This is a genomic window from Qipengyuania pacifica (genome assembly GCF_019857205.1).
Classification (GTDB): domain Bacteria; phylum Pseudomonadota; class Alphaproteobacteria; order Sphingomonadales; family Sphingomonadaceae; genus Qipengyuania; species Qipengyuania pacifica.
The window spans coordinates 1-10,477 of record NZ_JAHWXO010000023.1 but is presented as its reverse complement, the minus strand read 5'-3'; the positions used below and the strand labels follow the sequence as shown (position 1 = coordinate 10,477).

At 60.7% G+C, this 10,477-nt stretch carries 11 protein-coding genes and 3 pseudogenes; 4 read left to right on the top strand and 10 right to left on the bottom strand.

The window, feature by feature from the left end:
- Nucleotides 1–184: 184 nt before the first annotated feature.
- Nucleotides 185–454: pseudogene (locus KYK83_RS17330) on the bottom strand (thioredoxin domain-containing protein); the annotation flags it as partial.
- Between the two features lie 131 nt (nt 455–585).
- Here KYK83_RS17330 and KYK83_RS16755 point away from each other — a divergent pair.
- Nucleotides 586–1,331: pseudogene (locus KYK83_RS16755) on the top strand (IS5 family transposase).
- 88 nt (nt 1,332–1,419) lie between these two features.
- Here KYK83_RS16755 and KYK83_RS16750 read toward each other — a convergent pair.
- Nucleotides 1,420–1,671 (bottom strand): hypothetical protein, encoded by a 252-nt coding sequence (locus tag KYK83_RS16750; protein WP_067684263.1) that lies wholly within the window; start codon nt 1,669–1,671, stop codon nt 1,420–1,422.
- 105 nt (nt 1,672–1,776) lie between these two features.
- Here KYK83_RS16750 and KYK83_RS16745 point away from each other — a divergent pair, with 105 nt between their 5' ends.
- On the top strand, nt 1,777–1,965 hold the full coding sequence (locus KYK83_RS16745) for a hypothetical protein (RefSeq protein ID WP_234036477.1): 189 nt from the start codon (nt 1,777–1,779) through the stop codon (nt 1,963–1,965).
- A gap of 9 nt (nt 1,966–1,974) precedes the next feature.
- Nucleotides 1,975–2,697, top strand: a complete 723-nt coding sequence (locus tag KYK83_RS16740; protein WP_067684266.1) for a DUF6118 family protein — start codon at nt 1,975–1,977, stop codon at nt 2,695–2,697.
- A 4-nt stretch (nt 2,698–2,701) separates the two neighbouring features.
- Here KYK83_RS16740 and KYK83_RS16735 read toward each other — a convergent pair whose 3' ends face one another.
- Both KYK83_RS16735 and KYK83_RS16730 read right to left on the bottom strand, forming a co-directional pair.
- Nucleotides 2,702–3,295 carry a GNAT family N-acetyltransferase gene (locus KYK83_RS16735; protein WP_082851512.1) on the bottom strand — a complete coding sequence of 198 codons (594 nt, stop codon included), beginning with the start codon at nt 3,293–3,295 and terminating at the stop codon, nt 2,702–2,704.
- Nucleotides 3,292–3,966, bottom strand: coding sequence for a YgjV family protein (locus KYK83_RS16730; protein ID WP_082731248.1), 675 nt, complete (start codon nt 3,964–3,966; stop codon nt 3,292–3,294). The genes KYK83_RS16735 and KYK83_RS16730 overlap by 4 nt, the downstream gene beginning before the upstream one ends.
- A 471-nt stretch (nt 3,967–4,437) precedes the next feature.
- Here KYK83_RS16730 and KYK83_RS16725 point away from each other — a divergent pair, with 471 nt between their 5' ends.
- The gene (locus KYK83_RS16725; protein ID WP_037569531.1) at nt 4,438–4,893 is read left to right on the top strand and encodes a hypothetical protein; all 456 of its coding nucleotides are present in this window, start codon (nt 4,438–4,440) and stop codon (nt 4,891–4,893) included.
- Nucleotides 4,894–4,958: 65 nt separating this feature from the next.
- Here the strand turns inward: KYK83_RS16725 and KYK83_RS16720 are convergent, their stop codons facing one another.
- The 6 genes and pseudogenes from KYK83_RS16720 to KYK83_RS16695 form a co-directional block, all read right to left on the bottom strand.
- The gene (locus tag KYK83_RS16720; protein WP_234036478.1) at nt 4,959–7,103 is read right to left on the bottom strand and encodes a TonB-dependent receptor; all 2,145 of its coding nucleotides are present in this window, start codon (nt 7,101–7,103) and stop codon (nt 4,959–4,961) included.
- A gap of 248 nt (nt 7,104–7,351) precedes the next feature.
- The gene (locus KYK83_RS16715; RefSeq protein ID WP_067684272.1) at nt 7,352–7,747 is read right to left on the bottom strand and encodes a cupredoxin domain-containing protein; all 396 of its coding nucleotides are present in this window, start codon (nt 7,745–7,747) and stop codon (nt 7,352–7,354) included.
- Between the two features lie 166 nt (nt 7,748–7,913).
- Nucleotides 7,914–8,387, bottom strand: a complete 474-nt coding sequence (locus KYK83_RS17570) for an MgtC/SapB family protein (RefSeq protein ID WP_051121504.1) — start codon at nt 8,385–8,387, stop codon at nt 7,914–7,916.
- A gap of 39 nt (nt 8,388–8,426) precedes the next feature.
- Nucleotides 8,427–9,596 (bottom strand): glycosyltransferase, encoded by a 1,170-nt coding sequence (locus KYK83_RS16705; RefSeq protein WP_222829065.1) that lies wholly within the window; start codon nt 9,594–9,596, stop codon nt 8,427–8,429.
- A complete protein-coding gene (locus KYK83_RS16700; protein WP_082737838.1) occupies nt 9,583–10,269 on the bottom strand; it encodes a CDP-alcohol phosphatidyltransferase family protein in 687 nt (228 codons plus the stop codon). The genes KYK83_RS16705 and KYK83_RS16700 overlap by 14 nt, the downstream gene beginning before the upstream one ends.
- Nucleotides 10,266–10,477: pseudogene (locus KYK83_RS16695) on the bottom strand (MlaA family lipoprotein); the annotation flags it as partial. The pseudogene KYK83_RS16695 and the gene KYK83_RS16700, both read right to left, overlap by 4 nt.

The following is a 10,477-nucleotide window of genomic DNA, read 5'->3' as shown; positions in this document are numbered from 1 at the left end:
GGCGCTGGATATTGACCCCCGATCGGCGTTCAACATTGACCCTGCCCTGATGGTGTTATCCGGACGCGCAGCAGCGCTGACCGGCATGGGGGTGTGACGGCGCAGGGCGTAGCCCGGAGCCGGCGCACCCCCATGCTGGTTGCCGTCTCTGCCCGGGTGGGTGCGGGCCTGGGTCAGGCGGCTTCGTCATCGCAAATACCGCGATCACTGGACGGTAGGTAACGGCCCGCGGATCACGTATCGTTTTGCCGAAAAAGCGGCGCAGGTCCTCACAGCCGGCTACCCCATCCCCAGCAATGAAGGTTTGCGGTGTCGTCATAACACCATGTTTCGCTTTGAAAGCGTCAATCTCGGCGCGCGTCGTGAGTCAATGATCCTCGACCGCATAGCCCTCGCCCCGCAGCAGATCCTTTGCCTTCAAGCCATATGGACGTGTGTGTTCCGGCATCACCATCCGGTAAATCGTTGCCTGTTTGGCTAGGTTTCGTGGACAAAGCTTGACTGTGGACTCGGACCTTGATTCAAGGCTGGCTTTTGGAGGCAGCCTTGGGCGAGCGGATTGGCGTTACGGACGAAGAGTGGGAAGTGATCGGGCCGCTGCTGCCACCTGAGCGGGGTCGTGGCTGCCGTCCGGCGCAGGACAACCGCCCCTATTTCGAAGGCATGATGTGGATCGCGCGGACCGGAGCGCAGTGGCGTCACCTGCCGGATGAGTATGGCAAGTGGAACAGCGTTTTCCGGCGCTATCGACGATGGGTTACGACCGGCGTGTTCGATGCCATGCTGGAGACGCTGGCGGAACTGGCGGGGCGCGACACAGCCGCCGACATGATCGATAGCACCGTGGTCCGGGCACATTATTGTGCCGTCGGCATAAAAAGGGGACTCAGCAAACCGAGGCGCTTGGCCGATCGCGCGGCGGCTTCACCACCAAGCTCCACGCAAGGTGCGATGCCAGAGGCTTGCCCCTCGGCTTCGTGCTGACACCGGGGCAAGCGCACGATGTGCAGGGCTTCGCACCGCTGTTCCGCATGATAACTGACCGGATCGAGGCCTTCCTGGCTGATCGGGGATACGATGCCGATGCGATCCGCGAAGAGATTGAGGCGGCGGGCGTCGAGGCGGTGATCCCGGCCAAGGCGGGCCGGCGTAATCCCGCCGCGCATGATCGCGCGAAATACAAGTGGCGCAACCTGATCGAGCGACTGTTCAATAAACTCAAGAACTGGCGACGCGTTGCGACCCGCTACGACAAAACCAAGGAATCCTATCTCGGCTTCGTCGCGCTCGCCTCAGTCAAACTCTGGATACCCTTTGTCCACGAAACCTAGAATATCGGTCATTATTTAACTGTTCTCTTATCATAGTAAGCAGGTCGCCTGGATCAATCTCGGCGACGCGCTGACAATTACAGCTATATCATTTTGGCTTAGAGGCTGCCTTGTGATGCGCGCCCTTATGAGAACCGTCGTTGTGCGAGGCCTTCTTGGCAACCACCTTTTTTGACGCCGTCTTTTTGTTCTTCACGTCCATCTTGGAGTCTGGGCCCATCTTCATTCCCGCCATCGAGCCGCCACTTGTCTGTGCCGAAGCGACGCTCACACCCGCGGTGACGATGCCGATGGCCGCGGCAGCGTGAAGCAGCTTGCCAGAAAATTTCGTTCTGATCATGAGCTATCCAATCTTTTTGCGGTGATGGCGAGGCGGCCGGCCTGCCTACAAGATACTACGCGGCAAGGCGCATTAGCCCTCGCGCCCCATGATCTTTGATCGGGTGTGGAACGGCTCGGCAAGCGCATGGAGAGCATCGCGGGCGGGTTGCACCGCGACCCGCAGCTCGAATCCATCTTGAAGCGTCGCGCGCCCGAGTTGGCGTTGAGTATGGAGCGGGGCCGGTCGATCGGGCAGGAGCTGGCGCAGTGGGTCGGACAAGGCCGCAACCGCGATCGTGGCATGAGCCGGTAAGGGGGACGGGTGACGGACGAGGACAACAGCCAAGGAACCGACGCAGCCGAGGCGTTCGAGGCCATGTGCGTCGAGCTGGCGCTATTGCGCCGCGCCGTGGAGGGTCTGGCGGCCGAGCGCGGCGCGATCGACTTTCCCGACTATACCGAGACGTTGGGGCGGATGCAGAAGGGCGTGGACGCTACGGCCGACCGTATCGCGGCCATCAACGACGTGATCGCGCGAAGTCCGGCGCTGGCGATGACGCCGGAGCAGATGGCGCAGCGGATCGCCGCGGCGGGCAGCGCGGCCCGGCGCGAGGACCAGGCGGCGCTCGCCAAGGCGGGTGAGGACAAGGCCCGCGTCATGGCCGAGCTTCGCGCTATCGCCGGGTCCGCATGGACACTGGCCGAGCAGAAGAACCGGCAGCTATGGTTTGGCTTGGGCGGGGTGGCGATCGGCGTCGTCGCATGGGCGATCGTGCCGGGTTTTGTCGCGCGCGAGATCGCGCCGGCGAGCTGGCAATGGCCCGCGCGCTTGGCGGCGCGGACGCTCGACATGCCCCGTTGGGAGGCCGGTCAGCGGATGATGCAGAGCGCCGACCCGGCCGCGTTCCGCGCAGTCGTCGCGGCCGACAGGATCGTGACGGCCAACCGCAAAACGATTGAGGGGTGCAGCAAAGCCGCAGCCCGGGCGCGCGAGACGGTGCGATGCACGATCAGGGTCAGGCCGGATGGACAAGATAGTCGTTAATGCATCACGCTAGGGCAACTTCGTCGGCATCGAGCATTCGGCCCATCGCGTAGTAATCGCCAACAACGCCCGATTCTTTGTTGGCCGCCACCACATCTCCGCACACGGTATAGCCAAGCCGTTGGTAGAGTGCGAACGCCCGGTCGTTGCGAACAGCAACGTGGAAGATCAGGAAAGGTATCCTGCGGCGACGTACCCATTCCTCGGCGGATTTCACCAGACTTGTTCCGAGCCCACGTCCCTGCCACCGTGTCCGGATAGCCAGATTAAACGAGGCAAATTCGGCAGCGCCTTCGATGCACACGCTCCGCACATCTATGTAGCCGACGAGGTCGCCTATGCGTTGCAGGACGAAGATGCCTCGTTCGCCGGCTACGGCGGCGCTCAGCTCCACAGTTGTGCGGCGCAGGAGTTCCCCTCGATCTCGGACATCGAAGATCATATGTTCCGCTTCGCGAGCGAGGGCGATCTTCAAGCGTACCAAAGCTTTAGCGTCGGCAAGGTTCGCCGGGCGTGGCTCGCTCCAACTCCGCTTTCCGCCTACTTGAGCTATCGAACGCGCCGGCGGGAGTGGGGGCGCGTATATCGCCTGTGTCATGTGAAGACTTGGGCTCCCTGTAACGCGCGCGCGCGCTTTGGAATCGCGAGTTTGCCGAGGGATAGGTGACCAGAGCGGAAAGCGTGACGTGGGGAAAGCTGCGTCGGACAGCTTAGGCTGCGTGGCCCGTCCGCTCCACGCTGTTTCCGCTTCCAAAAGGCAAAAAGCCCAAGCAGATTGCCTGCGACAGATACAAGATCAACGGCCAAGGCGAACGGTGCGCCAATGAGAAGATTGTGGGCCAGCCAGAAGGGGGCGGCCACGAGAAAGACCATCTTCATCCGCGTCGTTGATCGCTGGGTCCGTGCCATGAAGGAAGCAGCCCCGCCGCAAGCGGCAAGGCCGGATAGGAGCCCATGCCAGGTCGCCACGGTAAGCAATAGCAGCGCGAGCAACGTCGCGCCGTCGAGCGCGAGCTTGGCAACCCGGTCACGAACCACCAGCGCGACGGTGAGCTGCATCAGGGAAAGAACGCATGCGGCCGAAGCGGTAGGCGCGCCGATCAGCGCGAAGTGCAGCGCGAAGGCGCACGCGCCGGTGCCTTGCACCATGAGCGCTCCCCGGCGCGAGGGTAGGAGCGGCCAGCTCACCACGCAGCCGAGGCCGACGATGCCGAATAGGATCGCAGCTAACCCGGTGCTCGCAAACGTCTGATCGAGGAAAAGCGACATCTATGCTCGCGTCGGGGTTGGTCCGGCTTCCACCGTGAAGGAAGAAGGTTAATGTGACGTTGTTGTCGACCGCTTTCCCATCGCGAGTCCCGGCCACAATGGCATTTGGCTTTTGTTGCGGACTGGTTCATTCTGCGCCTAGGGCGGCGCTCTTCCCTTTGGGTTCCGCCCGTGTTTGGACCAGGACAATGGTGCGTGACGCTTTCAAGCTTCTCGCCATCTCGACGTCGCTCGTGCTTTCTGGCTGTGTCAGTCCGCGAGAAATGGCCGCTCGCCATCGGGCGGCGTGTGCGAGTTATGGCTTCCAGCCTGGAACGGAGAGCTATGCGAATTGCCTTCTTCAGCTCGACGTAGGTGATTACGGCTACGGCCATCACAGGGGTGGCGTGCCGTTGTTTCCTGCGCGGCATCGGGCGCCCGCACCGCCTTTCCCTATTGCCACGCAAGACTAGGGTCGGCTACAGTTCACTGATGCTCCTTCGTCCTCACCTATTGATCTGCGCACTTTCGCTCGGCAGCGCCGCGCCCGTGGCGGCTCAGCAAGCGGTGCCTGCCGCGCCACGAACCGTGGCGGGTGCTTCGAAATTCATCCAGGACATGCTGACCCGCGGCACAGCCGTCGCAAAGCCTTGGCCGGGTTTCGTGCGGAGCAGCAGGATCACGAGCGTAGGAGTGAAAGGTGGTTGCCTCGTTACGCTCACGCTCGCCGACAAAAGCGCCCTCAGCGTGAAACTCGATCAGGTGGTTGCGATCCGACCGCTTTACTCGGCCAACGCGCCCCAGGCGTCGGTGGAGATCAAAGGGGGCGCGCAGCCCTACGAGGGTCTCGATATATTCGTCGGGGACAACGACGCGGTGCGCCGCGTCGGTGATGCCCTGGAGTTCATGCGCCAGTCCTGTGATCCATCGGCGAAGACTGGTTTCTAAACCGGCCAGCGGCGTCTCACCAACTTTTGCAAGGTTCATATGCTCGCAACCGACCAAGTTGGCCGTTATAACCTCATTCTAACCGTCGCGCGCACCGTCGTCGGCGCGCCGGGCATGATGTTGTTGTCGTTGTAGGCGGACGAGAAATAATCGCTGTTAAGCAGATTCTCGACGTTGATTTGCGCCTCGATCTGGGGGGTGAGCTTGAAGAATGCCGCGGCATCGACGCGCGTGAAGGCGGGTAGGATGGCGGTATTGCTGATGGAGGTGAAGCTCTTCGACTGGTGATAGACCCCGACCCCGGCCCCAAGGCGAGGGGTGAGGTCGTAGCGGGTCCACAGCGAAGCCTGCTGTTTGGGAACCAGCGGAACCTCGCGCCCGGCCGGGGCGACACTCGTCGTTTTGCGAATTGTCGCGTCCTGCAGCGCATAGCCCGCGCTGATCTGCCACTGTGCTGTGATCGCACCGCTAAGGCCGAGTTCGAACCCCTTACTGCGCTGAGCACCCGTCAGCACCGTCCGCGCGGCGTCGTTGGGGTCGGCCGCGCGGGTGTTGGTGCGGTCGAGCTGGTAGATGGCGGCCGTCAGGTTCAGCGTGGGCAGGATATCCCACTTGAGGCCAAGCTCGTAGTTGTCGAACCTTTCCGGTTCCAGCGCAGCGCTAGTGATATCGAGTGATGAGAATTGATCCCCCGACTGCGGCAGGAAGGACCGGCTATAGCTGGCGTATATCGAGACAGGTTGCACCGGCTTGAGCACCACGCCCACTCGGGGAGACCACAGGGTGTCCGTGCGGCTATAGCTCTGTGCGGCAACCAGGTCGTCGACGTTGAGCGTGAAGCGGTCGCGGCGAACGCCGCCGATGACATCGACATGGTCGCCGATCGAGATCTGGTCCTGCACGTAGAAGGCAGTGACGTCGGCGTTCGTGCGGACCGACCGGTAGCCGGTGTTGGCGGCGGTGCGCAGCGTAACCGGCGGCACCGTGATCGGGTCGGCCAACCCGACAAAGACGCGCCGCCCCCCATTGACGATATCGCCACCCCCGAAAAAGCCGTTGATCCGCTGGTTGCGCGTGCGCTGGTCGCTAACTTCGAAGCCGGCGAGCAGCACGTGGCGAACGGGGCCGGTGGTGACGGTCCACACAAGGTCGTTCTGGTTGAGCAGGTTCGTGCGCGTCGTGGGATCGCTATACGCTTCGAGGCCGACGCTGCGGACGCCGCCGCGCGGCGTGACCGGGGTTACCGCAAAGGCGTTCCGATAGAGCTTGTCATAATCACCGTACAGGATCCGGCTGGTCAGGGTCAGATTGTCGCTGAAGCGGTGCTCAACGCGGCCATTTAGGACCTTGGCCTCGAAATCGCTGACGTTGAACCCCGGCACACCGAAGAAGGTGTCGCGGACGCCGGTAAGCGGACGTGATGGGCTCGTGAGCGAGCCCTGGACGGCCGAGGGGACGCCTCGGTCGATCGTTCGCTTGTCGCTGTTATATTCGAAGCCCAGATCGATCCGAGTCGCACCGCCGAGCGAGAGCGCGACGGTCGGGTTGATCGCAACCCGGCGCCCGTCATAGAAGTCGCGATTGTTTCGGAACTCCTCGTAAACGGCGTTCATCCGGGTGGAGACGGACTCGCTGAGTGGCTGACTGATGTCGGCGTCGACATACCATGCGCCATATGTGTCCGCCGAACCGCTGCCGGTGATGAAGGCGTTGGCGACAGGGCGCTTGGTGACGCGGTTGATCACGCCCCCGCCGCCGCCGCGCCCGAAGATCATCGCGTTGGGACCTTTCAAAACCTCGATCCTCTCTGCATTGTAGAGGCCGCGATAATATTGCACGTCGTCACGCAAGCCATCGACGAAGAAGTCTGCGGTGCTGCTGTTCCCGCGCAGGATGATCTGATCGCGGTGTCCCTCACCTTGGGAGATTACGGCGCCGGGGACATAGCGTAGTACATCGGCAATAGAGCGCATCGCCTGGTCGTCGATCTGCGTTTCCGTGATGATCGAGACCGCTTGGGGGACATCGTTGAGCTCGGTCGGTGTGCGCGTGGCGGTGCTGGTCGCATCGATCTGATAGCCGTCGCGGACGCCGGTCACGATGATCGTTTGCGAGGTGCTGCCGGGTCCCGGCAGGAACTGGTCTTGAGCCATTGCCGGGACGGTGAGCAGCCCGAAGCCGAGTGCAGTTCCAATACCAAGATTTCTCACCGTTGACCCTTTTGCGAATCTCTCTCAACCAACGCAATAGGTGATTTGAGAGTGCGTCGCAATAGCCCTTCGGGGTGGTCGCTGTCGGGCCCGTTGGCTTGCTCTCTAAAATATGAGACCAGCGAAACGGACTACGGCAATGTTACGAAGCCCGACGAGATCACTTATCAGAGCCTGAGTTGGCTTTGCCGTTGCATTACGCCGAACGTCCTCAGCCATGACATGGAAGAGAGCCGAGCCAGTGACGCTCACCGGACGACGATCTTGCCTTTCATGCCGAAAATCGAGTGCATGAAGTGCGAACAATGCACGTCGTAGGTTCCGATCCGGTTGACAACCAGGCGCACGTCCCCGCTTTCTCCGCCTCCCAGATCGACCTCACCCTTGTTGATCGTCGACCGGCTGGCAGGGTCAATAGTGGCTTGCTCGAAAAAGGCCTTGGCGACAAAATTGTGGCCGCCCCCTGCCGTGTTAACAAAGCGCAAGCGGTAGGGAACACCGCGTTGAAGCGTGATCGTGGCTGGAACGAAAGCGAAATTCTTCATGTCGATTTCGATCGTCCGGGCGTTCAACCAGTTCGGCGATTGAGCAAAGCCAGGCCCCGCGAGAAGAAGGCCGCAAACAGCGAGGCTTAGCGAGCGCATCGAACATCCCCAGTACAAGCGTATCATAGCACGGATTGAGCCGCAGGCTCATTTGGCCGTTCAAAAGCTGCATCGAAGCGAAAATCCCGAGAAAGGGACGTCAATTCCAACTTCCACGGCGCTAGATTCCGAGCCGATTGGCCTGCTTCGGCGTGCAAGGTGATGTTCATCGAGTAGGTTCGTCGTCGGAATCCGAATGGTGTACATGCAAGCGGGCTCGGTGCGAAACCCGCGTCCACCCAGGCATGCGAGGCAGCTCAAGGATCAAAAGAAGCATCAGAGCGGTTATGACAGCCAGATGATAGATCCCGTACGCGGCGCTTAACCCGACCGCTGCAGACGCCCAGAGCGTAGCTGCCGTTGTGAGCCCCGTCACGCGCCCAGCGTCGCGCAGGATGATGCCGGCGCCAATGAATCCTACTCCAGTAACAATTCCCGCAGAGATGCGACCTTGGTCCCCGATGGCGTTCGACACAAGTCCGAAGGCGCAGGCTCCTAGCGAAGCAGCCATGTAGGTTCGGATTCCGGCTTCCCTGCCGTGGTGCTCACGTTGCCAGCCAATTATGGCACCCAGCAACCCTGCCAGTAGGATGCGCGCTATATCAAGCCACCAGGGAATGTTTTCCGTAAGATACGTCAATGACTACAACCCTTGCTTCATTTTTTTTCGCGAAATTTATCATGAAATCGATCGTCGTAAGAGTAGCTGATTATAATAATCCAGTAGGTCAATTAGGTGATCGAGATCCGTACGAACTCTTCCTGCTGCATCCAGGGTTGCCGAACGTAACTGTACGGAATCCCGCGCCAACAGGCGCAGGTTCGCCGCTGCGCAGGATTTCGCGTCACGCGCATTATAGGATTCGGAATGGCTTGGTGCTGCAAATTCCGCTGACCCTCCCTCGTTAGGAACAATCAACGGCAGCCCTGACGCGATGGCTTCTAAGGCAACGAGACCAAAAGGTTCGGTATCCGATCCGTGCACGAGCGCATCTGCGCTAGCCAACACGGATGCAAATCGCTCACGCTCGAAGATCGGCTTAAACAGCCGGATGTGGGGATTGCCAGCGACGCGGCTGAAGATTTTGGGTCGATCGACGCCGTCGCCAAGGAGGATGAGCCCAATAGCCGATTGGCCGGCTTGTTCAACCGCATCAATAACCATCGGCCAGCGCTTCTCCGGGTGATGCCTCCCGACCCCGATAAGTAAATGCGCACAAGGTGGAAGGTGGCACTCGCCCAGTAGCGCTGCCCGTAGTTGTTCATCTCGAAGATGCGGGGCGAAAACGCCGCCTTCCACGCCGAGCGGAAGCGGTGCATCGACCTGAAGTCCGCGGCCGGAATACCAACGGTCGAGCGTCCTGCCATTCGTGACAAAGGCATCGAACCTGTCGAGGAAGTGAGCAAGGTAGCGGGTGTACCACCCAAACCAACTCTCAACTTTTTGCCGCGAGGCCAGTCGTCCCACCCAACGCTGCGCGTAGGCAGTCATATGGTCATTGTGTGCGAAGAAGACTTTAGCTGCGGGCGCTCTCCAGTTGGCGACGATCCATGCGGGGCGAAACGGCGAGCTTGTCTCGACGACGTCGGGATTTAGTTCATCGAGCAGTGCCGTTACCGGAGCCCCATCCCAGAACATCCCGTAGCTTCGGTCGAACGGAAGGCGGGGTGCGGCTACCCAGAAAACGCGCCCCCCGCCGGGGCGGTGTTCGAGACGATTCTCATGGCCGGGTGCGATGACAATAAGTTCGTGACCAAGATCAGCCAGGAGTCGCATTTTCCGGTCGATGTACGTTCGAACCCCACCTCCTGTCGGGCAGTAGTACTCATTGACATCAACGATCCGCATTTGAATCGACACGAGCAAGTGTTCTAGCCACTAGCAAGGTTTGCACTATAAATAGGCAAATCAGCGCGGCGCCGATGAATCCTACCAGAGCGTCTAGTGCCGGTATCGTCCAGATACGGTCTCCGCCGGGCTCGATTGCCATCATCGCAATCGTCAACAGGATCAGGAAAAGGCGAAGCTCGGTAGGACCCATTGCGAGATAGGACAGTCGCAATTCGCCCATCACTCGCGCCGCGAGGAATGTGTGAACCGACATCAAGAGGTAACCGGCCAGCGCGACCATGGCGATGTTCATGGTCACGTACGGGGAAAGGCCGATCCCGGCCACGATCAGCAGATTTGCCATCCCGTCACAACTGTGATCGATGAAGTATCCGTAGGAGGGGCGCTCGATCTTACGATACCGCGCGAGGCTTCCGTCCATTGAGTCCCCAAACCATTGAACGACATAGCCGGCGAGGGACAAAAGTAACCAAAGGTGGCCAAGATTGCTCGCAATGTAGCCGCCAAAAACCATTGTGGCTCCAATCATGCCGATGGCGGTCAGGCGATCCGGCGTGATGGAAGCAGGCATTCGGGCGCAAAGCCATTGGAGAACCCGTCGTTCGCTCTTGGCAAGCCAATTCTCTTGTATGCGGCGTAGTTCGGAACGAGCAGGAGAGCCATGCATCATGGGAAAACCGGGAGCGTAAGGCGCGTGATCGGTTGCGGTGACGTTCGCCCATGCAGAGCGTCAATCTCCGCCTGGCGGCCTTCCAGATAGTTCCTGCGCGAAGCAGCATACGGGTCCGGCGTGTCTTTCAACTCGCGAAGTTGTGAGTCGAACTGGACCCGGTAATCAAGCGACCCAACGATGCTTGCTGGAACCGTGTAGGTGGGCT

Bases quoted from the DNA above. Each gene is read 5' to 3' on its own strand.
- KYK83_RS16735 (WP_082851512.1), bottom strand. From the start codon at position 3,295: ATGACACAGGCGATATACGCGCCCCCACTCCCGCCGGCGCGTTCGATA.
- KYK83_RS16750 (WP_067684263.1), bottom strand. From the start codon at position 1,671: ATGATCAGAACGAAATTTTCTGGCAAGCTGCTTCACGCTGCCGCGGCC.
- KYK83_RS16700 (WP_082737838.1), bottom strand. From the start codon at position 10,269: ATGATGCATGGCTCTCCTGCTCGTTCCGAACTACGCCGCATACAAGAG.
- KYK83_RS16730 (WP_082731248.1), bottom strand. From the start codon at position 3,966: ATGTCGCTTTTCCTCGATCAGACGTTTGCGAGCACCGGGTTAGCTGCG.
- KYK83_RS16705 (WP_222829065.1), bottom strand. From the start codon at position 9,596: ATGCGGATCGTTGATGTCAATGAGTACTACTGCCCGACAGGAGGTGGG.
- KYK83_RS16715 (WP_067684272.1), bottom strand. From the start codon at position 7,747: ATGCGCTCGCTAAGCCTCGCTGTTTGCGGCCTTCTTCTCGCGGGGCCT.
- KYK83_RS16725 (WP_037569531.1), top strand. From the start codon at position 4,438: ATGCTCCTTCGTCCTCACCTATTGATCTGCGCACTTTCGCTCGGCAGC.